At 68.7% G+C, this 25,972-nt stretch carries 20 protein-coding genes; 9 read left to right on the top strand and 11 right to left on the bottom strand.

The features are described 5' to 3' along the window. Positions 1-3 precede the first annotated feature (3 nt). The 4 genes from AB0C27_RS46705 to AB0C27_RS46690 are packed head-to-tail and all read right to left on the bottom strand — an operon-like array spanning position 4 to position 4,040. Entirely contained in the window at positions 4-849 is an 846-nt protein-coding gene (locus tag AB0C27_RS46705; protein WP_346105915.1) for a carbohydrate ABC transporter permease, read from the bottom strand. Then, positions 836-1,702: a sugar ABC transporter permease gene (locus AB0C27_RS46700; RefSeq protein WP_357859418.1), complete on the bottom strand. Its 867-nt coding sequence runs from the start codon at positions 1,700-1,702 to the stop codon at positions 836-838. Before AB0C27_RS46700 ends, AB0C27_RS46705 begins: the two co-directional genes overlap by 14 nt. 53 nt (positions 1,703-1,755) lie before the next feature. Next, the gene (locus AB0C27_RS46695; protein WP_357859415.1) at positions 1,756-3,120 is read right to left on the bottom strand and encodes an ABC transporter substrate-binding protein; all 1,365 of its coding nucleotides are present in this window, start codon (positions 3,118-3,120) and stop codon (positions 1,756-1,758) included. A gap of 32 nt (positions 3,121-3,152) precedes the next feature. Beyond that, positions 3,153-4,040 (bottom strand): sugar phosphate isomerase/epimerase family protein, encoded by an 888-nt coding sequence (locus AB0C27_RS46690; protein WP_357859412.1) that lies wholly within the window; start codon positions 4,038-4,040, stop codon positions 3,153-3,155. Positions 4,041-4,153: 113 nt separating this feature from the next. Between AB0C27_RS46690 and AB0C27_RS46685 the strand changes: the two genes are divergently transcribed. Continuing rightward, positions 4,154-5,188: a zinc-binding dehydrogenase gene (locus AB0C27_RS46685; protein WP_357859409.1), complete on the top strand. Its 1,035-nt coding sequence runs from the start codon at positions 4,154-4,156 to the stop codon at positions 5,186-5,188. Then, a complete protein-coding gene (locus tag AB0C27_RS46680) occupies positions 5,185-5,970 on the top strand; it encodes a sugar phosphate isomerase/epimerase family protein (RefSeq protein ID WP_357859406.1) in 786 nt (261 codons plus the stop codon). The genes AB0C27_RS46685 and AB0C27_RS46680 overlap by 4 nt, the downstream gene beginning before the upstream one ends. 1,184 nt (positions 5,971-7,154) lie before the next feature. Here the strand turns inward: AB0C27_RS46680 and AB0C27_RS46675 are convergent. After that, positions 7,155-8,258, bottom strand: a complete 1,104-nt coding sequence (locus tag AB0C27_RS46675; protein WP_357859403.1) for a zinc-binding dehydrogenase — start codon at positions 8,256-8,258, stop codon at positions 7,155-7,157. Next, positions 8,251-9,192, bottom strand: coding sequence for a Gfo/Idh/MocA family oxidoreductase (locus tag AB0C27_RS46670; RefSeq protein WP_357859400.1), 942 nt, complete (start codon positions 9,190-9,192; stop codon positions 8,251-8,253). The genes AB0C27_RS46675 and AB0C27_RS46670 overlap by 8 nt, the downstream gene beginning before the upstream one ends. Before the next feature lie 119 nt (positions 9,193-9,311). Between AB0C27_RS46670 and AB0C27_RS46665 the strand changes: the two genes are divergently transcribed. Continuing rightward, on the top strand, positions 9,312-10,274 hold the full coding sequence (locus AB0C27_RS46665) for a glucosyl-3-phosphoglycerate synthase (protein WP_357859397.1): 963 nt from the start codon (positions 9,312-9,314) through the stop codon (positions 10,272-10,274). Further along, positions 10,271-11,386: a glycosyltransferase gene (locus AB0C27_RS46660; protein WP_357859394.1), complete on the top strand. Its 1,116-nt coding sequence runs from the start codon at positions 10,271-10,273 to the stop codon at positions 11,384-11,386. The genes AB0C27_RS46665 and AB0C27_RS46660 overlap by 4 nt, the downstream gene beginning before the upstream one ends. Positions 11,387-11,526: 140 nt before the next feature. Here the strand turns inward: AB0C27_RS46660 and AB0C27_RS46655 are convergent, their stop codons facing one another. Further along, positions 11,527-12,321, bottom strand: coding sequence for a universal stress protein (locus tag AB0C27_RS46655; RefSeq protein WP_357859391.1), 795 nt, complete (start codon positions 12,319-12,321; stop codon positions 11,527-11,529). 79 nt (positions 12,322-12,400) lie between these two features. Between AB0C27_RS46655 and AB0C27_RS46650 the strand changes: the two genes are divergently transcribed. Together AB0C27_RS46650 and AB0C27_RS46645 are read left to right on the top strand one after the other, a co-directional pair. Then, positions 12,401-12,703, top strand: a complete 303-nt coding sequence (locus AB0C27_RS46650; RefSeq protein WP_357859388.1) for a hypothetical protein — start codon at positions 12,401-12,403, stop codon at positions 12,701-12,703. Between the two features lie 58 nt (positions 12,704-12,761). Next, the gene (locus AB0C27_RS46645) at positions 12,762-13,592 is read left to right on the top strand and encodes a phosphatase PAP2 family protein (RefSeq protein ID WP_357859385.1); all 831 of its coding nucleotides are present in this window, start codon (positions 12,762-12,764) and stop codon (positions 13,590-13,592) included. A gap of 640 nt (positions 13,593-14,232) precedes the next feature. Here the strand turns inward: AB0C27_RS46645 and pip are convergent. The 3 genes from pip to mscL form a co-directional block, all read right to left on the bottom strand. Further along, positions 14,233-15,216, bottom strand: coding sequence for a prolyl aminopeptidase (gene pip, locus AB0C27_RS46640; RefSeq protein ID WP_357859382.1), 984 nt, complete (start codon positions 15,214-15,216; stop codon positions 14,233-14,235). Positions 15,217-15,445: 229 nt separating this feature from the next. Then, positions 15,446-16,024, bottom strand: a complete 579-nt coding sequence (locus tag AB0C27_RS46635; RefSeq protein ID WP_357859379.1) for a hypothetical protein — start codon at positions 16,022-16,024, stop codon at positions 15,446-15,448. 130 nt (positions 16,025-16,154) lie between these two features. Beyond that, positions 16,155-16,577, bottom strand: coding sequence for a large conductance mechanosensitive channel protein MscL (mscL, locus tag AB0C27_RS46630; protein ID WP_357859377.1), 423 nt, complete (start codon positions 16,575-16,577; stop codon positions 16,155-16,157). Between the two features lie 226 nt (positions 16,578-16,803). On the opposite strand from mscL, the gene glgX reads away from it, so the two are divergent. The 3 genes from glgX to treZ are packed head-to-tail and all read left to right on the top strand — an operon-like array spanning position 16,804 to position 23,258. Then, positions 16,804-18,897 carry a glycogen debranching protein GlgX gene (glgX, locus tag AB0C27_RS46625; RefSeq protein ID WP_357859374.1) on the top strand — a complete coding sequence of 698 codons (2,094 nt, stop codon included), beginning with the start codon at positions 16,804-16,806 and terminating at the stop codon, positions 18,895-18,897. Next, positions 18,890-21,553: a malto-oligosyltrehalose synthase gene (gene treY / locus AB0C27_RS46620; RefSeq protein ID WP_357859371.1), complete on the top strand. Its 2,664-nt coding sequence runs from the start codon at positions 18,890-18,892 to the stop codon at positions 21,551-21,553. Before glgX ends, treY begins: the two co-directional genes overlap by 8 nt. After that, positions 21,543-23,258, top strand: coding sequence for a malto-oligosyltrehalose trehalohydrolase (gene treZ / locus AB0C27_RS46615; RefSeq protein ID WP_357859367.1), 1,716 nt, complete (start codon positions 21,543-21,545; stop codon positions 23,256-23,258). The genes treY and treZ overlap by 11 nt, the downstream gene beginning before the upstream one ends. A 145-nt stretch (positions 23,259-23,403) precedes the next feature. Here the strand turns inward: treZ and AB0C27_RS46610 are convergent, their stop codons facing one another. After that, complete coding sequence (locus AB0C27_RS46610; protein ID WP_357859364.1) at positions 23,404-24,384, bottom strand: hypothetical protein; 981 nt, start codon at positions 24,382-24,384, stop codon at positions 23,404-23,406. Positions 24,385-25,972 lie beyond the last annotated feature (1,588 nt).

The raw sequence follows: 25,972 nt of genomic DNA, 5'->3' as shown, positions 1-25,972 counted from the left end.
GGTCTATCCCTTCTCCGCTCCTGCGGTGAGGCCCTCCGTCAGCAGGCGTTCGCCGGCGAAGAACACGATCACGATGGGCAGCGTGAGCACCACCGATCCAGCCATCAGGACCGTCGTCGGGATCTCGATGCTCCCCGCCAGCTGAGAGAGCCCCAGGGACACGGTCCAGCTCTCCCGGCTCTCCACCAGGAAGAGCAGGGCGAACAGGAACTCGTTCCACGCGATCATGAACGCGTAGAGGCCGGTGGCCATCAGCGCGGGCTTGGACAGCGGCAGCACCACGCGCCAGATGGTCGACAACCTCGTGCACCCATCGATCGCGGCCGCTTCCTCCACGCTGCGCGGCACGGTCTCGAAGTAGTTGCGGAGCATGTATACCGTGACGGGCACCGTTTGCGCGATATACACGAGGATCAATCCGATCAGCGATCCACGCAGCCCGATCATGGTGAAGAGCACAAACAGCGGGATGGCCAGCACGATCGCCGGGAAGAGGTACACCGCCAGGAACAGGAAGTGCACCTGGCGCCGGCCGAAGAAACGCAGCCGCGCGACCGCGTACGCGCCCGGGATCGAGATCAGCAGCGTGACCGCCACCGAGGCCACCGCGACGATCGCGCTGTTGCGCAGGAAGGTCAGGAAGCCCTGCTTGGTCAGCACGTTCACGTACGTGTCCAGGGTGAAGGCACGCGGCCAGAGCGAGCCGGGGTCCAGGATGAGCTCCTGGATGTCGCGTACCGACAGCATCACCATGTAGAGGAACGGGAACGCGGTGATCAGGAAGAGGAACGCGATCACCAGCGGCTTGAGCACCTTGAGCAGGGCCCGCTCGAACCTATCCCTGCTCACGTTCGCCTCCCGCGAAGAACCTCAGGTAGACGGCCAGGAAGACCACCAGGAAGATCGCCAGCACGATGGCCTGAGCCGCCGAGGCGCCGATGTCGTCGCGCGAGGTGAGGAAGTTGTAGACCCGCACGCTGACCACCTCGGTGCCGGCGCCGCCGCCGGTCAGCAGGTAGACGTCGTCGAACTTGGTGAAGGTGAACACGAAGCGCAGCACCGACAGCAGCGCGATGATCCGCCACAGCTGCGGCATGATCACGTACCGGAAGCGCTGCGTGGGCGTGGCGCCGTCCACGACCGCGGCCTCGTCCAGCTCTTTCGGCAGCGCCTGTAGCCGGGCCAGGATGAACAGGAACGCGAACGGGAAATACCGCCACGCCTCGAACGCGATCACCGTGAGCAGCGCCACCGGCACCTCGATGCCGAGGAACTCGCCTCTGGCCTGGGTGAGGAAGGCGATCGGCTCGTCCAGCCAGGTGTTGACGATGCCGTACTGCGGGTTGAGCATCGTCTCCCACAGGAACGTCACGGCCACCACCGGAGCCACGTACGGGATCAGGATCGAGGCCCTGACCAGGGTGCGCCCCCGGAACCTGTCGCGCAGCGCGAGCGCGGTCACCAGCCCGATCACGATCGACGACGCGGTCCCCGCGACCGTGTAGACGAGCGTGTTGACCAGGGACGTCCAGAAGCCCGGCTCGGACATCACGTACGTGAAGTTCTCCAGCGTGTAGTGACCGAAGATCCCGACCCGCCGGATGTTGATCAGCCGCGCGTCCTGGAACGCCAGCATGATCGCCCACAGCAGAGGAAGCACCACCACGACCAGCGTGATGATCAGCGTGGGCGAGATGAGCACCAACCCCGCCCGAGCTTCCTGTTCCCTTAGTGTGCGGCCGGATGCGGCTGACTTCACTGCCGGATCCCGCGCTTGATGGACTCGACCTCGGTCTTAGCCTGGTTGGCGGCGGCCTGGGGGGTCAGGGAGCCGTCGACGACCATGCTGAGCGCCTTGGGCACGGGCAGTTCGCCCATCGTGGCGCCGACCAGCTTGCCCTGGCCCTGCGGGATGCCCCACCTGGCGAAGGTGTCGGGGCTCTTGCGCAGGGCTTCGAGCACGTCGGCCGGGTAGACGTCGGCCAGCGGCTTCTTGGTGTCGACCCCGGCGGGCAACTTGTTCCACTTGTCCTCGAAGCCCTTGCGCGCGGGGAACTTGCCCTCGGGGGCCATGCCGATCCAGCGCTCGTAGCCCTCGTTCATCATGTAGGAGACGAACGTGCTCGCCGGGTCGGTGGCGGCGCCGTTCGTGATCGCCCAGGAGACGATCTCGCCGTACTGCGCGGGCGCGCCGCCGTCGGGGCCCTTGAGTGCCGTGACGACGCCGGTGTTCTCGGCCAGCCACTCGGGGTTCGCGCGGCACTCCTGGCAACTGGGCAGCGCGTCCTTACGCAGCCCTGCCATCTCGTCGAGGATGAACGACGACCAGATCATCATGGCCGCCTTGCCGGAGAAGTAGGTGGCCCTGGTGGTGTCGACGTCCTGCTTGCCCTTGACCGAGTAGTCCTTGGCCAGCTTCGCGTAGAACTCGAACGCTTTCGCACACTGCGGCGTCCCAAGGGCGACATTTCCGGAATTGTCGACCAGCTGGCAGCCGTTCGCCAGCGCCACGTGCTCGAAGCTCTGCGCCGTGAACGAGTCCTTCGGCGCGATCGCCAGCGTGATGCCCGCGACCCCGCCCGTGTTGAGTTTGGCCGCGGCCGTCTCCAGCGCCTCGTACGTGTCCGGCGGCTCAAGCCCGGCCTTGTCGAACAGGTCCTTGCGGTAGAGGATCAGCTGTGCCCACCCGTCGCTGGGCACCGCCAGCAGCTTGCCCCCCGAGGTGTCGAGCTCCAGCGCCCGCGGAGAGAAGGTGTCGCGGCCGAGCCGATCCACGATCCTGCCCGGCGTCTCGGTGTCGAGCAGGTCGTTGGCCTCCAGCTCGCGGATCGAGGCCAGCGGCAGCGCCCCGATCACGTCGGGCAGGTCGTCCGCGGCGGCGGCCGCCGTGATGGTCTGGCTGAACTGGTCCTCGGCCACGCCGACCAGCTTCACCTTGATCCCGGTCTTCTGGGTGAACTCGGAGACGATCGCGTTCTGCACGGCCATCCGGTCCTCGAGGTTCTCCTCGGTCCAGACCGTGATCTCGTCGGACGACTGTTCGCCACCGCCGTCGCCGCAGGCCGCCAGGGCGACGGCGAGCAGCGTGGCGGAGAGGACGGCGGTTACCTTCGTCGGCATGGCGCGCTCCTCTGGTTGGGGATATGCCGCCCTTACCCCCGGACGAGGTGACGCAACGTGCGGTAGGCGATACCGAGACCGGTCTGTACCCTCTCCGTGTTTCCGCTCCAGACGGCGTCCTCGTGCTCGACGGAGACCACCCCGTCGTAGCCTCCCTCGTGCAGCGCGTCGATCACCCGGGTCCAGTCGACCTGGCCGAGGCCGGGCACGCGGAAGCGGTACCAGCCCTTCTCGCCGCTGATCGGGCCGTGGAAGCCGTACCGGTCGATCTTGCCTGCCAGGATCTGCGTGTCCTTGGCCTGCACGTGCGCGATGTTCGGGATGTACGGGGTCAGCGCCGCGACCGGGTCGATGCCCAGCGCCACCAGGTGCGAGGGGTCCCAGTTGAGCTTGAGCCCGAGGGTGAACATCCACTCCCACAGCTCGGGGGAGTAGGCCAGGTTGCCGGGATATCCGTCGGGATGCCAGCTCTTCATCACGCAGTTCTCGATCACGATCTCGACGCCGTGCCGGGCGGCGTACTCGACCAGCGGGCCGAAGACGTCGGCGGCCCGCTTGAGGTTGTCGTGCACGGTCAGCCCGGGGTCGCGGCCCACGAACGTGCCGACCGTGGGGCAGCCGAGCGCGGCGGCGGCGTCGACGCAGCGCCGTACGTGGGCGTTCACCTGCGGCCCAGCCTCAGGGTGCAGATTGTTCTCGTAGTACGCGATCGAGGAAAGCGTGAGTCCGCTCTCTGCGAAGATTCGCCCGACTCGCGAGCATTCGACGTCGTCGAAACGATCTACTCTGATGTGATTTCGGTCATCCGGAGAGGGCCACCCGGCGACCTCTAGCGCCTCGAAACCCCGGCTGGCAGCCCAGTGTGCAATGTCGGTAAGGTCGCTTTCCGGAAGACACGCTGTCAGAAACCCCAATTTCATCAGTCACCTCCGACAGAAGTCGTAGACTTCAGAGTGTTATCAGCACCACTATCGTGTGCAAACAAGACCTAAATCTTCTACTTTTGTTTGATCAAAACGCATAAGTGTGGGGAATGCGCGTCATCACCTTCCAAGAGCCAGGCAAAGTCCGCGTCAGCCTGGAGTCGCCCGCCGAACTGGTGGCGGGCACAGTGCGCGTGCGCACTCTCTATTCAGGAGTCTCAGCGGGCACAGAACTCACCGCCTATCGCGGTACAAATCCCTATCTGAGTCGCAAGTGGGACACCGAGCGACGGCTCTTCGTCGAGGGCCAGACTCATGCCTACCCGCTGGCCGGCTGGGGCTACCAGGAAGTCGGCGAGGTGGTGGAGGCCGCGCCCGATGTGGCCGACCCGCCGGTCGGCAGCCTGGTGTGGGGCATCTGGGGCCATCGCGCCGAGGCCGTGCTGCCGGCGGAGAAACTCGTCGGCCACGTGCTGCCGCCCGGCGCCGACCCCGTGACCGGCGTGTTCGCCCGGGTCGGGGCCATCGCGCTCAACGCGGTCCACGCCGCCGACATCCACCTGGGCGACCAGGTCGCGATCTTCGGCCAGGGCGTCATCGGGCTGCTCGCCACCCGCCTGGCCGTGCTCAGCGGTGCCCGCGTGGTCGCCGCCGACGGCATCGCCGACCGGCTGGAGCTGGCCAGGAAGTTCGGCGCCGCCGAGACGTTCGACATCGCCTCGGGGTCGGTGGCCGAGTTCATGCGCAAGCGGGTCGAGGGCGCCGACACCGCCATCGAGCTGAGCGGCAGCCACGCCGGGCTGCACGAGGCGATCAGGACCGTGCGCAAGGGCGGCCGGGTCGTCGCCGCCGGCTTCTACCAGGGTGACGGCGTCGGGCTACGGCTCGGCGAGGAGTTTCACCACAACCAGGTCCAGCTCGTCTCCTCCCAGATCGGCGGCGTCGCCTCGTGGCTGGCGCACCGGTGGGACGTCGAGCGCATGCAGCGCACGTTCATGGAGCTCGTGCACCGGGGGGAGGTCGACGCCCGCGAGCTCGTCAGCCACATCATGCCCCTCGACCGGGCCGCCGAGGCGTTCGACCTGATCGACAAGCACCAGTCCGAGGTGCTCCAGCTCGTCTTCGAATTTGAGGAGTCACAGTGAAGCTCGCCGTACAGGAGCAGCTTCTCCCCGGTCGTACCCTCCAGGAGAAGTACGCGTTCGCGCTCGATGCCGGATTCGACGCCATCGAGCTGCGCGGCAAGGGAGACTTCCACTTCGCGGGGCGGCTCACCGAACTGAAGCGGGCGCTGGCCGACGGCGTGGTGATGCCGACGGTGTGCGTGGACATGCCCCACTTCATCGGCGACTTCGACCCGGCCAAGCGCAAGGACGCCATCCAGCAGCTCAGGTCGCAGCTGACGGTGATCGCCGAGCTGGGCGGCATCGGCGTGATGACCCCCGCCTCCTGGGGCCAATTCTCGCGCCGGCTGCCCCCGTTCGAGCCGCCGCGCGGGCCCGAGGAGGACCGCGAGGTGCTGGCCGAGGCGCTGGGCATCCTCGGTGAGCACGCGCAGCGCAACGGCGTGCTGATCATGCTGGAGCCGCTCAACCGCTACGAGAACCACATGGTCAACACCCTGGCCGACGCCGTCTCCTACTGCGCGATGGACTCGATCAGGATCGTCGGCGACACCTACCACATGAACATCGAGGAGGACGACCCCTGCCGGGCGCTGATCGACGCGGCCCCGTACATCGCCCACATGCAGATCAGCGAATCCAACCGCAACCAGCCGGGCACCGGCCACCTCGACTGGGGCGCGCAGCTGGCCACGCTCGACGCCGTGGGCTTCGACGGCTACCTCGCCCTCGAATGCCGCCTGCGGGGCGAACCCGAGATCGTCCTGCCGCAAACCGCTGCCTTCGTCAGGAAATATCTATGATCCTCCGCGACGCTGTGCGCGTCCTCGTGAGCAACTGGGACGGCGCGCACACGGTCCCCTCCCGTCGCCTCTACCCCCACCAGTGGAGCTGGGACTCCGCCTTCATCGCGATCGGCAACGCCCGCTGGTCGCCGCGCAGGGCCAGGTCGGAGCTGCTGTCGCTGTTCGGCGCCCAGTGGGCGGACGGCCGGGTGCCGCACATCGTGTTCAACCCGCGGGTGGCGGCCGGCGCCTACTTTCCCGATCAGGGCTTCTGGCAGGCCAAGGCGCCCTCGGGGGCCGAGACCTCCGGCATCGTCCAGCCTCCGGTCCACGCGCTGGCCGCCTGGAAGACGCATCTGGCCGAGCCCGACACCGCGTTCCTGCGCCGGATCTACCCCCGGCTGGTGGCCCAGCAGGAGTTCCTGCGCCGCGACCGGCGCTCGCCCGAAGGGCTGATCTCGGTCGTGCACCCCTGGGAGTCGGGCATGGACAACAGCCCGGCGTGGGACCTGCCGCTGCGCGCGGTGAAGACCGGCGCGTCGGGGTTCACCCGCAAGGACCTCGACAGCGTCAACGCCGCCGAGCGGCCCACCGACCGCGACTACGAGCAGTACATCGGGCTCGCCACCGCCTACCGCGACTCCGGCTACACCGGTCCGGGCGCGTTCGAGGTGGAGGATCCGCTGTTCAACGCCGCGTACGGGCTGGCCGAGTCCACCCTGGCCAAGATCGCGAACACGCTGGGCCTGGACGCCGAGCCCCACGAGCGCGAGGCCGAGGCGATCACCCAGGCCATGGTCGAGCACCTCTACGACGGCGGCCTGTTCCAGGCCCGCGACGTGCGTACCGGCTTGCTGACCGACACGGCCAGCGCGGCCGGGCTGACCCCGCTCATGCTGCCGGGCCTGCCCGTCGAGGTGGCCGAGACGCTGATCGCCACCGCGCTCGACCGCTTTCGGATCAAGGACCTGCCGCTGCCGAGCTACGCCCCGGACACTCCCGAGTTCGACCCCGCCCGTTACTGGCGCGGGCCGAGCTGGATCAACGTGAGCTGGCTGCTCTGGCAGGGGCTGAAGGACCGCCGCCCCGACCTGGCGGCGACCCTGGCCGACTCGGTGCTGAGCGCCGTGGTCAAGTCGGGGTTTCGCGAATACTTCGACCCGTTCACGCTGCGCGGGCACGGTTGCCGCGACTTCAGTTGGTCAGCCGCCCTCGTCCTCGACATGGTCGCAGAGCACAGCCTGCACGGTCTGAAGCCGTCCGCCCGCGAGGCCGGTCAGAAAGTCTGGAGCGTCGGCGAAACCCACCAGGTTGGTGATCACGCGCTCACGTAGCGGTCGCCCGCGCTCCCTGAGCAGGCCGATGGTCTCGTGCGAGAGCCGTTCCCTGTCCCAGGCGTGCGCCAGGCCGCGCGGCACCCGGCCGATCTGGGCGCAGCGCACGGTCAGCCCGTTGTGGTGGAACTCCTCGCCGAGCCGCACCTCCTGCGCGCCCTGGGTGTAGAAGGCCAGGTCGACCAGGGTGCCTTGAGGGCGCAGCAGGCGCAGCCCGAGCGCCAGCGCCCTGGTCTGGCCGCGGCACTGGAAGACCACGTCGGCGCCACGGTCGTTGGGGCCGTGGCGCCAGCGCCGCTTGAGGTCCACCGCGGGGTCGTCGCCGGCGGCCATCGTGTCCGCGCCGAGCGCCGCGGCGATCTCCAGCCGCTCCGGGGTCTCGTCCACCACCACGACCTCGGCCGCGCCGCAGGAGAGCGCGAAGCAGGCCGTCAGCAGCCCGACGACGCCCGCACCCACGACCGCGACCCGCCGCCCGCGCACGCCGTCGCCCAGGTGCCGCACGGCCGGGCCGTGCAGGTCGTGGGCGGCGTGCAGGAGGCCGTTGGCGCAGATGGGGCCCATGTGGGCGACGTAGATGCCGAGGATGGGGTCGAGGTCGTCGGGCAGCTCGACGAACCGGTCGGTCATGGGATCGGCCACGTACGCGGTGCGGTGCCCGTAGCACATGGCCACCAGCGAGCCCTCCCGCACGGCCCGCGTCCGCGTCTCGACCACCAGGCCGACCTGCATGTAGCCGATCCCACGCACGGGATAGGACACCGACGGCTCCCCCTCGCGGAACAGCCCGAGCGCCGGATCCCAGCTCGCGCCCAGGTAGGGGTTGGTGCCCTTGACGTAGGTCAGCTCGGTGCCGGCGGAGACGCCGCTGTGCGTGGTGGCCACCATGAAGCCGCCCTCGGGCAGGTCGGGCAGCTTCTCCTCGATCAGGCGCACCTCGCCGGGCGCCTCGATGCTCAGCACTTCAGTCATGCAGAGTCACCGGCCTCCGTTCGGTGGCGGACCGCGCGAGCGCGAGCGCCACACGATGAGTGCGCAGCGCCTCACCGTACGGTACGCGGACATCGGCCGGTCTGCCCTGCACCGCGTTGATGAACTCCCGGTCCACCCGGGTCTTCGCCCGGCCGTCGTCCTCGATCGCGCGTTCGCCGTCCACGAGCAGCCGCGTCTCGCTGAGTTCGAGCGCGATCCCCTCCGCGCACACCTCCAGCCCCACCCGGTGCTTGCGCGTCAGCAGGCACGAGGTGGCCAGCAGGCCGGAGGCGCCGCCGGCGAAGCGCATGACGGCGGAGGTGGCCCGGTCGACCTCACCGTCCACGCTGTCGCCCGCCGGAACCGCGTGCACCATCTCCACCTCGCCCACCAGGAGTCGCGCGAGGTCGAGCACGTGGACCGCCTGCTCGACGATCTGGCCGCCGGACATCTCCCGTTTGAGCCACCAGCCGACCGGGGGCACCTTGTCCAGCCAGTGGCCGAGCGCGAGGCGTACGGGACGGCCGGAGAGCAGGTCACGGGCCTGTTCGACGATGTCGAGATAACGCCAGTGGTGACCGACGGCGGAGGGCAGGGATCTCCGCTCTATTTCGGTCGCGATTTTTTCCGCGGTTTGGAGGTCTAGTGAAAGGGGTTTTTCAACAAATAGCGGGAGATTACACGACAGAACATCATGTTCCGGGTTACCGTGCGCGAAAGGAGGCACACAGACGTAAACAGCATCGAGACCGCCGGCACTGAGCAGGTCGGCATGGCCGCCATAGGCGGGGGAGCCGTGCTTCGAGGCCAGAGCCTCGGCCCTGTGGGGATCGGTGTCGGCGATTCCAGCGATCGTGACATCGGGGAAGCCGGACAGGACGTCTGCGTGGCGAGCGGCGACATTTCCGGCACCTACGATGCCGACACGGGTCATTGGGGACACAACCCGGCATATGCCACGTCCAGGCGTCATCAAACAAACATGTTCGTAAGCCTAACCGCTGGGCAGAAGCCGTGACCTCATGAGATCGGGGCTGATGCATGGAGACAGATATGCGAGCCTTGGCCAGGGTCCAGGAATGGTACGGCCCGCACTCGAGCACGTCAGCCGAGTGGCCGGTGGACGCCTTAATGATGGCCAAAGGAGAGACCACGATCAGCGTGGTCCTGCCCGCGCGTGACGAGGAGAGCACGGTGGGCGACATCATCACCACCATTCGCAGAGACCTCATCGAACGCACACCACTCGTCGACGAGATCCTCGTCGTCGACTCCAACTCCACCGACGCCACCGCCGAACGGGCGCGCGAGGCCGGCGCCCGGGTCGTGGCGCAGAACGACGTCCTGCCCCACCTCCCGCCCCTCACCGGCAAGGGAGAGGCCCTGTGGAAGGGGCTGGCGGCCTCCAAGGGCGACATCGTCGTCTACATCGACTCCGACCTGCGCAGCTTCGGCGCGCACTACGTGACGGGCCTGGTCGGGCCCCTGCTGGTGGACGCAGGCATCCACTTCGTCAAAGCGACCTACGAACGGCCCTACGTCGCCGCCGACGGCTCCGTCCAGCAAGGCGGAGGCGGGCGCGTGACCGAGCTGGTGGCCAGGCCGCTGCTCAACATGTTCTGGCCGGAACTGGCCGGATTCGCTCAACCGCTCGGCGGCGAGTACGCCGCCCGCCGCGACGTGCTCGAACGACTGCCCTTCGTCACCGAGTACGGCGTGGAGTTCGGCCTCCTCGTCGACCTGCTCCAGCTCGTCGGGCTGGACGCCATGGCCCAGGTCGACCTGGGCCACCGCACCCACACCCACCAGCCGATGGCCGCCCTGGGCCGGATGGCCGGGCAGATCATGCAGACCGCGTGGTCCCGCCTGGAACGCCAGGGCCGCGTGCTCGCGTCGGAGCCCCCGGCGCACACCCTGCTGCAGTTCGGACTCGAAAACGATGTCGCTGTCGTGGACGTGGCGGTGGCGGAACGACCTCCGCTCGCCTCCCTCGTGCTTGAGGAGGACCTGGCGTGAAAGTCCTGGTGAACGCGGGCCCGTGGCTGGAGGTTCCGCCCGCGGGCTACGGCGGTATCGAGAACGTGGTGGCCACCCTCGTGCCCGCGCTGCGCGAGCGCGGCGTGCACGTCGTGCTGGCCTCCGTCGGCTCCAGCGGGCTGGAGGTGGACGAGCTGATCAGCGCGTACGACGAAGGTCAGTTCACCGAGCTGCAGAAGCCGTACAACCAGGTCATGGGCATCGCGCACGCGCACCTGGCCAGGGTGGCGGCCGAGCTGCGGCGGCGCGACGACATCGACCTCGTGCACGATCACGTCGAGGTGGTCGGCCCGGCCGTGCTCTCGGCGCTCGGCGGGCCGCCCGTCCTGCACACCCTGCACTGGGACCTGCGCAAACATCCGGCCTTCTATGGCGCGTTCCCGCCCGGGATCGCGGTCAACGGCGTCTCCGAGTCGCAGATCGCCCGCGCCCCCGACGCCCTGCGCGCAGCCGCGCTCGGCTCCATCCACCTGGCCACCCCGCTGGTTGACCGCGAACCACGGGTGGAGCGGGGTGAGCATCTGATGGTCATGGGCCGCATCTGCGCGCTCAAGGGCCAGCACGTGGCGGCCAGGATCTGCCAGAAGCTCGGCCTGCCCCTCGTCCTGGCCGGCCCCGTCAGCGGCCGCGACACCGCCGCCGAGCTGGACGTCGTCGCCCAGAACCCGTACCACCCGCTGCACAGCCACCCCGACGTGCGCTACCACCTGGACCAGGTGGCCCCCTACCTGGACGGCGACCTGGTCCGCTGGGTCGGCGCGGTCGGCGGCGCAGAGCGGGACAACCTGTACGCCTCGGCCCGCGCAGCCCTGTTCCCCATTCAGTGGGACGAACCAGGCGGAACCGCCGTCGTGGAGGCCATGGCGCTCGGGGTGCCGCCGGTGGGCCTGCGCCGGGGTTGCCTACCGGAACTCATCGACCACGGCCGTACCGGGTTCCTGGCGGACAGCGAGGAGGAGCTGGCGGAGTGGGTGCTGCGGCTGGACGAACTGGACCCCGAGGAGTGCCGCCGCGAGGCCCGCCGCCGCTTCACACCGTCGGTGATGGCCGATCGGTACGTGGAACTGTACGAGCAACTCGCCCGCCACTGACGGCTCACCGGCCTGGTCGGTGGGTCAGGAGTGCTGAGGGTTCGCCGGCCCGGTCGGCCAGTCAGGAACACTGACGGCTCGCCGGCCCGGTCGGCGGCCTGGGAGAAACCCACCGGCGGTTCGCCGGTCTGGTCGGAGGCTCAGGAGAAGCCCCTGGGCAGGACCGTCACCGGGCAGGCCGACGCGCGCAGCACCTTCATGGCCAGCTCACCCAGGAACACCCGGTGCGGCTCCGCGTCCTCGCTCGCCGCGCACACCAGTAGCTCGCCCGGCAGCCACTCCAGGTCCGACAGGGTGGCCACCACGTCGTGCCCCTCGGCCACGGCCGCCTCCGCCTCGATTCCGGTGCTCTCCCAGGCCAGCCGGACCGCCAGGGCGAGATCGTCCCTGAGCCTGCCCTGATCCTCCGTACGCAGGTCGAGGGTGATCAGCCGGAGCGGGACGCCCAGCCGCAGCGCCGCGTGCGCCACCTGCTCGACCGCCGCGTCACACTGCGGCCGATGCACGTACGCCAGCGTGAGCCGGGCGGGCTCGACCGGCGGCTGATAGCCGGACGGCGCCAGCATCACCGCCTCGGACGAGCGGTGCAGCAGGTGGTCCGCGGCCGAGCCGATGGTGATGCGGCCGTGCTGCCCGCCGCCCGCCGAGCCGACCACGATCAGGTCGGCCCTGATCCGGCTGGCCAGCACCGACAGCCCTCGACCCGTGCCCCGGCTCTCGTACGTCAGATATTCGGCCGTGGCCTGCCCCAGCTCCTCGGCCGCGTGCGCCAGATTGGCCTGCGCCTCCACCGCCAGTCCCGGGCTGCCCGGCGGGTAGATCGTGGCTATCGTCAGCTCGCCGCCGGTGACCCGGGTGATCGCGGATCCCAGCGCGAGGGCGTCTCTCCCACCAGGGTCGTTCGCATAGCCGACGATCACGTGCGCACCGATCACGATCCCCCTCTTACCCGACTTGAGCTGGGAATACGCGACCTCGGCGACAACGTTGTAAACGTACGGAGGCGCAAAGAACGTGAAGATCACCCTTGACACCCGTTTCAACGGGTCCCTCGGCCCCGTCACCCTCGGTGAAGCGGTTCAGCAACTCAAGGCTCGCGACCTGGCCTGCACCGTGGCCGCCGACGTGCTGGAGCAGAAGGTCACCATCTTCTCCGACTGCGTGGAGCGCGGGTTCACGCCGCTCCGTAGTGAGATCATGGCCGCGTACTACATCGCCGAGCGCGACGCCACCGCCGAGGCGTTCGACCGAGGGCTGATCAGCCGGGGCGAGCTGGAGACGAAACAGGCCGCCCTCGTCCGCCAACTCCTGTCCTGACGCCGTTTTAACCACGGTTGACGGCCGAAGTTCGTAAGGTCGTGTCCATCGCATATTCATGGATTGGACACGTGTGTACGAGGACATCGTCGACTTCGCCCGCTCCACGCCCGGGTGGCTGCACACCCTCGCCGAGGTCGGGACCGACGCCGGGTTATTCGTGTTCGCGGCGCTCTTCGTGGTCGTCGCGGTGCGGGCGTGGCGGGCGCCGGCCAGAGAACTGGCGCTCGCGGTCTCGGGGCCGGCCGGGATCGTGCTGGCGTACATCCTGAGCGAGGTGATCAAGACCTTCGTCCAGGAGGACAGGCCGTGCCGGGGCGGGATCGCGACGATCGCTGCCTGCCCGCCGCTCGACGACTGGTCCTTCCCGAGCAACCACTCCGTCATCGCGGCCGGCGCGGCCGCCACCCTGGTCCTGGCCTGGCGGTCTCTGGCCTGGGCGGTGTTCCCGCTGGCCGTGGTGATGGCGTTCTCGCGGGTGTTCGTCGGGGTGCACTATCCGCACGACGTGGCGGCCGGCTTCCTGCTGGGGGCCACGCTGGCGCCGCTGTTCGCGCTGCTGCTGGTCGGGGCCGTCACCCCGGCCGTACGGCTGCTGCGCGCCCGCCTCCCCGAACACCTCCGCCCCGCTGCCCCCGACCCGGCCCCGAACTGGCGCCAACGCCCCGCCATCCCGGACGCCCGCCACCCCGCCGACCCACACTTCGAGGACCCGCAGCCACCGTTCGGCCAGGGGAGGGCGCCGCAACACGGGGCCGCACAGCCGCCGCACCAGTACGCCGAAGGAGCACCCCAGAGCTATGCCGGGGGCGCGCCTCATCGCTACACCGACGGCCCGCCCCATGGTTCCGCCGGAGGGCGGTCGCGGCACCATGCCGAGGGACCGTAACCCCATCAGCCGCTCCAACTGGGCCGGCGTGGACGCTCCGTCGCTACGGCGAGCAGCCGTCCCCCGCATGAGGCGGCATGCCGGCCCCAAGTTCGCTCGACGCTGCTGTCCCTGACTCTCCATCGCGGGCTCGTCTGGGCTGCATCGCGGGGTCGTCCGGGTTGCACCGTGGGGTCGTCCGGGCTGCACCGTGGGATCGTTCCGGCTCCATCACAGGGCGGCTCCCGCTGCATCGCAGCTCGGCCTGCCTGCACTGCCTAGGCCGCCTGCCTGCACTGCCTAGACCATCTGCCTGCACTGCATGAGCCACTTGGCTGCATTGCAGGGCCGGGGCGGCTACATCGCGGGCCGCCCTGCCTGCATCGAGGGATCGCCTCGGCTACATGGTGGGGTCGCCCCGCCTGCACCTATCCTGCCCCGGCCCTGCACTGAAGGCCGTCCTGCCTGCATCGCGGGGCCGTCTGCCTACACTGTGGGCTCGCCCTCGCCACACCGCGCGATCGTCCCGGCTGCACCGCGAAGCCATCCCGGCTACACCGCAGGGTCGTCCCGGCTGCACCGCGAGGCATCCCGGCTGCACCGCAGGGTCGTACCGGCTACACCGCAGGGTCGTCCCGGCTACGTCGCGAGGCCGCCCCGGCTACACCGCTGTGCCGCCCTGGCTATTCGGGCTGGACCAGCGGTCGGTGATGGAGATCAGGCGGTCCAAGGTGCCGGGTTCCGAGTAGGCGTGGCCGGCGTCGTCGATCACGTGGAACTCGGCCTCAGGCCACGCCTTGTGCAGGTCCCAGGCCGTGGCCACAGGGGTGCAGACGTCGTAGCGGCCCTGGACGATCGCCGCCGGGATGTGCCGGATCCGGTCCACGTCCCTGATGAGCTGGTCGGGCTCGAACCAGCCGCCATGGGTGAAGTAGTGGTTCTCGATCCGGGCGAAGGCGACGGCCATCTTCTCCTCGCCGAACTCCTCGACCAGCCCGGGATCGGGCCGCATCGTGATCGTGCCGCCCTCCCACTGGGCCCACGCCTTGGCCGCCGCCAGCCGGGCCTCGTCGTCCGGACCCTCCAGTCGGCTCCTGAAGGCCGCGATCAGGTCGCCCCGCTCGTCCTCCGGGATCGGGGCGATGAACCGCTCCCACAGGTCGGGGAACATGTGGCTGGTCCCGTCCTGGTAGAACCAGCGCAGTTCCTGGGGCCGCAGCGTGAAGATCCCGCGCAGCACCAGCTCGGTCGTCCTGTCGGGATGCGTCTGCGCGTACGCCAGCGCCAGCGAGCTGCCCCACGAACCCCCGAACACCTGCCACCGCTCGATCCCGAGGTGCTCGCGCAGCTTCTCCATGTCGGCCACCAGGTGCCACGTGGTGTTGGCGCTCAGGTCGGTGGCCGGGTCGGAGGCGTGCGGCAGGCTCCGGCCGCAGTTGCGCTGGTCGAACAGGACGATGCGGTAGAGCGCGGGGTTCCACTGGCGGCGGTGCTTGGCGTTGCACCCGCCCCCTGGTCCGCCGTGGAGCATGACGGCGGGCTTGCCATCAGGGTTGCCGCAGACCTCGTAGTAGATCTGGTTGCCGTCGCCGACGTCGAGCAGTCCGGAGTCGTACGGTTCGATGGCGGGGTACAGGGTTCTCATACGCCCTGATCCTGCCGCATAGTCCGGGTCGAACGCGGCCAGGGGCTCAGCTGTCCCGTCCTATCGTCGCGGGTTGAACGCGGGCAGGGCTCAGCCGTCCTGTCGTATCGTCCCGCGCCGAGCATGGGCGGGGGTTCAGTCGTGCCCTGTCGTATCGCCACCCGGATCGGGTGTCGGCACGGGCTCAGCCATCCCGCCGATTCGTCCCGGTTCGGGTGCGGGTCAGGGCTCAGTCGGACCAGTCGTATCGGGTCAGGAACGTACGGTTCCCGGTCGCGTAGTCGTGGAACGCCTGCCGTACCTCCTCCAGCTCCCCCACCTCGGTCCTGATGAGCTTCCCCTCCTTGTACTCCAGCTCGTACCCGGGAGAAACCTGGAGGAAGTGCTGCCCGAAGTTCACCACCGCCACGAACGGGTTCTGCGGTGACATCGTGCCGAGCACGTCGTGGATCAGCCCGAGGTCGGGATCGTTGACCATCATCCCGTCACCAGTGTGGAGCTGCATGCCCTCGTACACCCCCAGCGGCGCCACGTTGTGCACGAGGTCGCGCTGCGGGTCGTAGCAGACCAAGCCGTGCGCCCGCGCGGCCGTGAACACCTGCGCGGACATCTCGTCCATCGTGTCCAGATCCATCGTCACCAGGACGTGCCCGTCCGGATAAGTCGTGACCTGCCCCGGCAGCTCCTTGGCGACGTCGGGTGCGGCGCCGGTGGCGGGTTCCGTCCGCTTGACCGCCAGGTACGTCGCCCGTGCCTGGTCCCTGCTGATCGGTACGGGCTCGTCCCAGACCATCAACTCAACGCTCATCGACTCTCCTTGAGGAGGCTGGAATCCCCGTGCCTCATAGCGGGGAGGGTAGCCGGATCGCGGCCGTGGGATGGAACCCGGGCGCGCCGATCGGGTTCATCTTGGCCGACGCCCGCATCCGGGTCGCGCGTCACTGCCTGGGCTTTTCCGAATCCGGCACCAGCACGACCGTGCAGTTCGCGCAACGGCGGGCCTCGGCGGGAATGTCGGACAGGCATTCGGGGCACTGCTTGGTGGTGGCCGCCTTGTTCCGGTCGAACAGCGAGATCAGCCGGGCCATCGGAGCCACGACGAGCCAGTACACGACGCCCGCGATGATCAGGAAGCTGAGCAGGTGGTTGAGGAAGTCGCCGTAGAGGAAACGGCTGCCGTTGACGGTGAACGAGTAGTCGGCGAAATCGGGCTGCCGGCCGCCGGTGATCGCCCCGATCAGTGGGGTGACCAGATCGGTGACCAGCGCCTGCACCAGACCGCTGAACGTGGCGCCGATGATCACGGCGACCGCGAGTTCGACGATGTTGCCTCGGAGTAAGAACTGCTTGAATCCGCCCATGACCCCGCATGTTGCCCGTTACGGCGACGGCAAACGGAAGCAGGCGCATGCTGGGTGCGTGAGCCGTCTTCTGCACCGCGCCGCCGAGGGCGGCTCACCCCCCCGTTGACCTCGGGCGGAGTAAGGACGACGCAAGCGTGGGAAGGAACAGGGTGATCAGTCGGGCCCGGGGTTGCCGGGTTGAGCGGGGGAACAGACCATGGGGAAAGACCGCAAGGGAGCCTCGATGATCGAGATCTGGCCGGGTGACCCCTATCCGCTCGGGGCCACCTATGACGGCGCGGGCACGAACTTCTCGCTCTACACCGAGGTCGCGGACAAGGTGGAGCTGTGCCTGTTCGACGAGGCCAATGTCGAGTCGAGGGTGCCGCTGGCCGAAGTGGACGGGTTCATCTGGCACGGCTACCTGCCGGGGATCGGGCCGGGGCAGCGGTACGGCTATCGCATCCACGGTCCCTACGAGCCGGCGCGCGGCCTGCGCTGCAATCCGTCGAAGGTGCTGCTCGACCCGTACGCCATGGCCATCGAGGGCGGCGTCGACTGGAACGAGGCGGTGTACGGCTACCGCTTCGGCCAGCCCGACACCAGGAACGACCTCGACTCCGCCCCCTACGTGCCGCGCTCGATCGTGATCAACCCGTTCTTCGGCTGGGGCCACGACCGGCCGCCCGCGACGCCGTACCACGACACCGTGATCTACGAGGCGCACGTGCGCGGGCTGACGATCAGCCACCCGAAGATCCCGCGGCACCTGCGCGGCACGTACGCCGCGCTCGGCCACCCGGAGATCCTCGACCATCTGACCAAGCTGGGCGTGACGGCGCTGGAACTGATGCCGGTGCACCAGTTCGTCACCGACCACATCCTTGAGCAGCGCGGGCTGTCCAACTACTGGGGCTACAACTCGATCGGCTTCTTCGCCCCGCACAACCGCTATTCCAGCCAGGGGCAGCGGGGCGGTCAGGTGCTGGAGTTCAAGGCGATGGTGCGCTCGCTGCACGAAGCGGGCATCGAGGTCATTCTCGACGTCGTCTACAACCACACCGCCGAGGGCAACCACCTCGGGCCGACGCTGGGGTTCAGGGGGATCGACAACCTCAACTACTACCGGCTGGTCGAGAACGACAAGCGGTACTACGTGGACACCACGGGCACCGGCAACAGCCTGCTCATGCGCTCGCCCCACGTCCTGCAGATGATCATGGATTCGCTGCGTTACTGGGTCATCGAGATGCACGTGGACGGGTTCCGGTTCGACCTGGCCTCGACGCTGGCCAGGGAGCTGCACGAGGTCGACCGGCTGAGCGCGTTCTTCGACCTGGTGCAGCAGGACCCCGTGTTGTCGCAGGTCAAGCTGATCGCCGAGCCGTGGGACGTCGGGCCTGGCGGCTATCAGGTCGGCAACTTCCCCTCGCGGTGGACGGAGTGGAACGGCCGCTACCGCGACACCATCCGCGACCTGTGGCGGGGGCAGGCGGCCACGCTGCCCGAGTTCGGCTCGCGGTTCACCGGATCGAGCGACCTCTACAAGGACGACAGCCGCCGTCCCGCCGCCTCGATCAACTTCGTGACCTGCCACGACGGCTTCACCCTGCAAGATCTGGTCTCGTACAACAACAAGCACAACGAGGCCAACAAGGAGGGCAACCGCGACGGCACCGACGACAACCGGTCGTGGAACTGCGGCGAGGAGGGCGCCGCGGGCATCGCCATCGAGTCGCTGCGTGAACAGCAGAAACGCAACTTCCTCACCACGCTGTTCCTGTCGCAGGGCGTGCCGATGCTCTCGCACGGCGACGAACTCGGGCGCACGCAGCGCGGCAACAACAACGGCTACTGCCAGGACAACGACCTGACCTGGGTGGACTGGTCGGACGTCAGGGAGAACTGGCTGCTGCTGGAGTTCACCCAGAGCCTGGCCGAGCTGAGAAAGAAACATCCCGTCTTCCGGCGTAGGAGGTTTTTCTATGGCAAACCGGTGCGCGGGCTGAACGACATCGCGTGGCTCACCCCGTCCGGCGAAGAGATGACCGACAGCGACTGGAACGTGGGGTACGCCAAGTCGCTGGCCGTCTTCCTCAACGGCGACGCCATCACCGAACCCGACCGGCGCGGCCGGCCGATCCGCGACGACTCCTTCCTGCTGCTGTTCAACGCCCACTACGACACCATCAAGTTCACGATCCCCAAGGACTACGGCGAGATGTGGCACACCGAGATCGACACGGCCATGCCGATCAAGCTCGACGTGCGGATGATCAAGGCGGGCGAGGGTATCGCGGTGCCCGGCCGCAGCGTACGGGTGCTGCGCCGTGTCTAGACCCGTCTCCACCTACCGGCTGCAGCTCACCCCCGACTTCGGTTTCGCCCAGGTGGCCGAGATCGCCGGCTACCTGCGCGACCTGGGCGTGAGCCACGTCTACCTGTCTCCGATCCTCCAGGCCACGCCCGAGTCGCGGCACGGCTACGATGTCACCGACCACTCCCGGATCAGGGAGGAGTTCGGCGGGGCCACCGGGTTCAGGGAGATGGCCCAGCAACTCGCCGCCCACGATCTGGGCATCGTGGTGGACATCGTGCCCAACCACATGAACACGGTGAACGCCCAGTTCTGGTCGGTGCTCAAGGACGGTCCCGCCTCGCCGTACGCCAAGTGGTTCGACATCGACTGGCGCGACGGGAAGGTCGCGCTGCCCGTGCTCGGCGACGACACCGAGCCGGTCGTCGACGGCGACGTGCTGCGCTACCACGAGCACGCCTACCCCCACCCCGGCCACTATCGCCTGGTCGACTGGCGTGAAGGGCCCGGCTACCGGCGCTTCTTCGACGTGTCGTCGCTGATCGGGCTGCGGGTCGAGGACCCGTCGGTGTTCTTCGCCACCCACGAGGTGATCTTCTGGCTGCTCGACGAAGGGCTGGTGGACGGCCTGCGCGTCGATCACCCCGACGGGCTGGCCGATCCGCGCGGCTACCTCCAGCGGCTGCGCGAGCGTACGGGCGGCGCCTGGACGGTCGTCGAGAAGATCCTCATCGGCTCCGAACGCCTGCCCCGCGACTGGGCCTGCGACGGCACCTCCGGCTACGAGGTGCTCAACCGCGTCAACGGCCTCTTCGTGGACCCGGCGGGAAAAGAGCCACTGATCCGCCTTTCCTCCGACATGACGGGACAACCCGCCGAATACCGGCCGGTGATGGAGCAGTCGAAGGCGGACGTGCTCGACCTGTTCTTCGGCGCCGAGATCGACCGCCTGGCCAGGGCGACCTCCTGCGACCCCGTCGCCGTGCGCGAACTGCTCGCCGCCATGCCGGTCTACCGGGCGTACGTGGTGCCCGGCGAGCCGCCTCCCCCCGAGTCGGCCGAGATCGTCGAACTGGCCGCCGAGTCCTGCTCGCCCGCCGTCCGCCCGCTGGTCCGCGAGGTGCTGCACGGCTCGCCGGAGGCCGTCGTCCGCTTCCAGCAGTCGTGCGGTCCCGTCATGGCCAAGGGTGTGGAGGACACGGCGCTCTACCGGTGGTTCCCGCTGGCCTGTCTGAACGAGGTCGGCGGCGAGCCCGACGCCTTCGGCACCAGCGTGGCCGACTTCCACGCCTTCTGCCAGGAGATGCCTCCCTACTCGATGACCACCCTGTCCACCCACGACACCAAGCGGTCGGAGGACGTACGGGCTCGGCTGTCGGTGCTGTCGGAGATCCCCGGCGAGTGGGCGGCGCAGGTGGAGGAGTGGTCGGCGCAGGTCAGTTTCGACCCGCACCTCGACTATCTGGCCTGGCAGAACCTCATGGCCGCCTGGCCGATCTCCGCCGAACGCTTCACCGACTATCTGCTCAAAGCGGCCCGCGAGGCCAAGACCGCCATTTCCTGGGTGCATCCTGATCCTTCCTACGAACGCCGCCTGCGATCCTTCGCCGAGGCCGCCGTACGCCTGCCGATCGGCGGTTTCACCGAACGCATCGACCCGTACGCGATGTCCAACTCCCTCGGGGCCAAGCTGGTGCAGCTGATGATGCCGGGGGTGCCGGACGTGTACCAGGGCAACGAGACGACGGACTTCTCCCTGGTCGACCCGGACAACCGCCGGCCGGTGACGTATCCCTGCAAACCGGAGACGTCGTGGGATTCGGCCAAACTGCTGGTCACCACCCAGGCCCTGCGGCTGCGACGCAGACTCGGGGGCGCGGCGCCGTACCTGCCGCTGCAGGCGGAGGGCGAACGCGCCGACCACGTGATCGCCTTCGCCCGCACCGACCCCGTCGCCCCCTCAGACGGGCGCGCAGTCGCCTCCGCCGACGCTGGTGCTGCGGAGGGTGCCGAAGGTGGGCGTGGCGAGGACTCTGATCTCGGGGCCGGGCGCGGTGCGGACTCTGGTCTCGAGTCCAGGCATGGCGAGGGCTCTGGTCTCGAGTCCGGGCGTGGTGCGGACTCGGGTCTCGGGACCGGGCACGCTGCGCACTCTGGTCTCGGAACCTCGGGGCCTCGAGATGATCGGGATGTTGGGGCCGACACGCGGCCGGAAACCAGCTCCGGCACCGCCATCCGTGCCGACGCCGTGGTGGGAACCGTGGCCGGCTGGGGCGCGGGACCTTCGACCGGTCCGGGGATGGGGATTCCGGCGGGTTGGGGTGAGGTGACCTCGGCGGGCTGGGGTGGGGAAGATCCGGCTGGTTCGAGTGCGGGGATGTCGGCTGGGTCAGGTGTGGGGACGCCGACCAGCGCGGGGGCGGAGGGTTCGGTGGATGTGGATGCGGAGGTTGGGGGTGGGGTGGAAGTCGGGGCTGGGGTGCGGGCGCGGGCGGTCGTTGTGGCTACCCGGCTGCCTGTACGGCTGGCCGCGACGGGATGGGGAGCCACAACGTTGACGCTGCCGCCGGGCACGTGGCGGGATCTGCTCACCGGCGGCCTCTACACCGGGCGGATTCCGCTCGGGCACCTGCTCGGTCAGTATCCGGTCTCACTGCTGGAGCGACATGATCTTTGAGGTCTGGGCACCGAAGGCGACTGTGGTCGAAGTGGACGTCCTGGGCGGGCGAAGGGCGATGTCCCCCGGGGAAGGTGGTTGGTGGAGGGCGGAGGTGGAGGGCGCGGGGCACGGCACTCGGTACGCCTTCGTGGTGGACGGCGACGGGCCGTACCCGGATCCGCGGTCGCGGCGCCAGCCGGACGGCATCTTCGCATCGAGCGCGGTGTACGACCACGCCCGCTTCACCTGGTCCGACCACGACTGGAAGGGCCGCGACCTGCGCGGGGCGGTGATCTACGAGCTGCATGTGGGCACCTTCACCTCTGAGGGGACGTTCGTCGCGGCCATCGAGAAGCTGCCGCATCTGGTGGAGCTCTGCGTGGACTTCGTGGAGGTCATGCCGGTCGCGCCGGTGCCGGGCGGGCGTAACTGGGGCTACGACGGCGTGGACCTGTACGCCGTGAACGAGACGTACGGCGGTCCCGACGGGCTCAAGTCGTTCGTGGACGCCTGCCACCGGGCCGGGATCGGGGTAATCCTGGACGTCGTCTACAACCACCTGGGGCCGTCGGGGAACTTCCTCCGGCCCTTCGGCCCGTACTTCGCCGGATATGACGGCAGCTACTGGGGCGAAGCAGTCAACCTGGATGGGCCGGACTCCGACGAGGTGCGGCGGTACTTCATCGGCAACGCGCAGCAGTGGCTGCGCGACTTCCACATCGACGGGCTGCGGCTCGACGCGGTCCACGCGCTGCACGACAGACGCGCCACGCACCTGCTGGCCGAGCTGGCGCAGGAGGTGGACGCGCTGGCCTGCTCGCTGGGCCGGCCGCTGTCGCTGATCGCCGAGTCCGACCTCAACGACCCCCGGATGGTGCGCTCGCTCGACGCCGGTGGGCTGGGCATGACGGCGCAGTGGAACGACGACGTGCACCACGCCCTGCACTGCGCGGTCAGCGGCGAGAGCCACGGCTACTACCAGGACTTCGCCCAGCTCTCGGCGCTGGCCAAGGTGCTCACGCAGGGGGTGCTGCACGACGGGACGTACTCCAGCTTCCGGGCTCGGGCGCACGGTGGCTCCTTCGACGGTGTGGCCGGTCACCGGCTGGTGGCCTGTCTGCAGAATCACGACCAGATCGGTAACCGGCCCGTCGGGGACCGGCTGCCCATTCCCGCGCTCAAGATCGGTGCCGGGTTGCTGCTGACCTCGCCCTTCACGCCGATGTTGTTCATGGGGGAGGAGTGGGGGGCGCGCACGCCGTTCCTGTTCTTCTCCGACCACGTCGAACCGGAGCTTCGGGAGAGCGAGGGGACGCGGAGGGAGCGCGAATTCGACGGGTTCGGGTACGTGTGGGAGGCGCCGAACCCCTCGGACGAGGAGAGCTTCCTGCGCTCCAAGCTGGACTGGACCGAGGTGAAGGAGGAAGAGCACTGGTCGCTGCTGTGCTGGTATCGCGACCTGATCGCGCTGCGCAAGGCCCTGCCTGAACTGTCGGACCCTCGGCTGGATCGGGTCCGGGCCGAGGTCGATCCGGAGGGTAGGTGGCTGCTGATGTGGAGGGGGGAGTTGGCGGTCGCGGTCAACTTCTCCCAGGAGTCGGCGACGTTGCCGCTGGTGCCGGGGAAGGTCCTCCTGACTTCGGACGAGCCGGTGTCGGTGGATGGGGAAGGGCTGCGGCTCCCCGCCCAGTCCTTGGTGATCAGCCGACCCGGTTCCTCCTGATCCATTCGGCTTTCGTGCGGGGCCGCCGGGGCGGGCATGCGTGGTGTGGTGTTCGGCATGCGTGGTCCAGGGCGGCCCGGTGCTCGGCCTGCGTGGGGCCGCCCTCGGTACGGGTGGGCGCGGGTTCGGGGTGGGGAGGTGGGTGTCATGCGGCCAGGGCTCTGGAGGGCTCGGGTGGGTGGCAGCCGATGGAGGTCAGCGTTGTGTGGTGGGTGGCTTGTCTGGCGCAGAGCCAGTCGTTCAGTGAGCCGGTGAAGCCTGAGGGTGGGCCGACCTTGAGGCAGCTGACGCGGCCCGAGCCCGGGGCGGGGCCGATCTTGAGGCGGCGGATGGTGCCGGTGCGACCGAGTTCGCCCACGTTCGCGTCGTACGGTGTCAGCCGCACCCCGAACGGGAGGCCGCCGTCCGGCTGGTCGGAAGGCTGGATGCGGAGGAAGTCGTCGATCGTGCGGTCTCTGGACTCCGGGTGGGCTGCGAGGTAGGACAGGTGATCGGTCAGCAGGCGACCGGCCACCGTACGCAGGAGGTTGGTCGCGCACAGGCTGTGGGCGCAGGCGGCGCCGTCGATGGTGATCTCCGGGAGGGCGAAGCGGCGCAGGCCCTGGGAAGTGACGCGGAGGCAGTCGCACGCTCCCAGGTCGGCAGGGTCCCACGGCGGGCACGTCGCGGCGTCGTGGACCTGGGCGTCCCAGGACAGCCAGTCGTCGTCGAGACTGAAGCCGGCCGGCTCGCCCGGGCATCTGCCGCACGTGAGGATCGTGGAGCTGGTCAGTGGGTCGATCAGCAGGCCGTCGCACTCGCGGGCCAGCCCCCTCGCCGCAGCGCGGGCCACCTGGACGGTGGTGGGGAGCTTGTGCGGCGGCGCGGTGGAGGAGATCACGACGTGATGTCGGGTGCGGCGCAGCCTGTGTCTCTCGTCGTCGGTGAGGGCGGTGCCAATCGGTCTCCATGGGGTCGGGTGGTGGGTCACGGTCAGTGTGCCGTTGGCCGTCGAGGTGATCGCGGCCCGTCTGAAGGTGCTGCCGATGCGCCATGGCACGAATGACTTCACGTCGAAGGGGACGTGCTCCATGGCGACGATGAAGAGGGAGGTCATGGAGTCGGGGAGAGGGATGGTGATCTTCATGAGCGATGCCTCCGGTATGCGGTTTGGTGCGTTGCGGTTTTGGGTGGGATCGGATTGGTGTCGGCGTTCGTGCGGGGTTCGCGTGGGTTCGGGCCAAGGCCTGAGTCGAGCCTTGGGCTGGGGCTGGGGCTGGGGCTGGGGCTGGGGCTGGGGTCGGGCTTCGGGTTGAGGCTGAGCCAACGCGTTGAGGTCGAGGTAAGACGTTGAGGTCTGGCTTCGGCTCGGGGTTGGGGTTGGGGTAGGTGGGAGTTCGGGTCGGGGTTATCGGGAGGAGCCCAGGATCGGGGGCGAGGGCAGGGACGCGGGGAGCCGAACGGGATTCTGTGGACGGCGTTGGGTTATCCACAGGTGGGGAGGTGATTTGGGGCTTGGGGCACGCTGCCCCATGTGGGAGTTGTCCGCCGTTGATGGCCTGGCCTCAGCGTCTTCGTGGGTCAGGCTCCTGCTGGTCCTGGTTGCGTGGGACCCTCGGCGGGAGTGAGGACGGCTTCGCGGGTACGTCGCCTACCGGAAGCCGCCGGAAGGTCGGCAGGTGAAAGACGCAGGATCACCATCAGGTACGGGGGACCGGGGCGGGGGTTGCGTCCACGGGAGTGGTGTACGAGTTTGTCCTGGTCACAGGCGTCGCGGTGGTTATGTCCGCAGGTGTTGTGTCGTTCGCCGTCGTTCCGTGCAGAACTCGCCGACATCAGGGGAGACAGTTCCACGGTGATGTTGCGTCGGCTGTCGCCCTACTCCATCCCCGCCGAATTTCGGGTCTCCAGGCAGCTCAGAAAGGCGCCATGGGAAGGCAGTCACTTTGGACCTCAAGGTCCAGCCCTTCTGGAGGGCGGGCGGGCGTATCCCGGCGTGGAGCATGAGGCGGGACAGGGTTCACAGGGTGCAGGATCACAGGGCGCAGGGTTCACAGGGCCCAGGACGGCGGGTTGGTGGGGATCGGCTTGGCAGAGAGTGCGCGGTTCTGGCCCTTGCCTCAGCGGCATCGCGTTCGGCCATTGTTTCCCGACCGGTGGAATCGGGGTCGGAGGGAGGGCGGGACGACGCTCGTGGACGGCAATGTAAAGCCGGTGCTGGCCCGGAAGGTGTTGGCCTGCAAAGTAGGGCCGGTGTTGGCCGGTGAAATAGGGTTGATGCTGGTCTGCAACATAGGGCCAGTATCGGCCAGGCAAAGTAGAGCTGGAACTGGCTGGCGAAATAAGGCCGGTGGTGGACGTGCAAGTAAGGCTGGTGGCAGGTCGCAGGGTGATTCATGACAGCCGTGCATTGCGGTCTTTCGGCGTCGGCCGGCACTCAGCCACACGCACAATGAACGGCTGCATTCTGTGCTCACATATGAGTGCAGAATGCAGCCGTTCAGTTGGCGGTATCAGCTAGCAAAGCCACCTTCGCGCGGATTCGAGGGTGCCGGCCGGGGTCCTGGCCAGCGTGTAGTAGTTTCCGGCGCCGGTACTGCTGCAGTAGGCGTATGCGGTGACGGGGCTGGTGTATCGGGGGCAGCAGCCTGCTCTGATGTCGAGCCCCAGGGGTACGTCGATCCAGATCTCCACCGTGACCACTTGGTTGCCGCAGCCGCCGACTCCGCTGATGA

Origin of the sequence: Nonomuraea sp. NPDC048882 (assembly GCF_040649755.1) — a bacterium.
GTDB classification, from domain to species: Bacteria; Actinomycetota; Actinomycetes; order Streptosporangiales; family Streptosporangiaceae; genus Nonomuraea; species Nonomuraea maheshkhaliensis.
The sequence above is the reverse complement of the archived record's forward strand: the minus strand, read 5'-3'. Positions and strand labels throughout refer to the sequence as shown.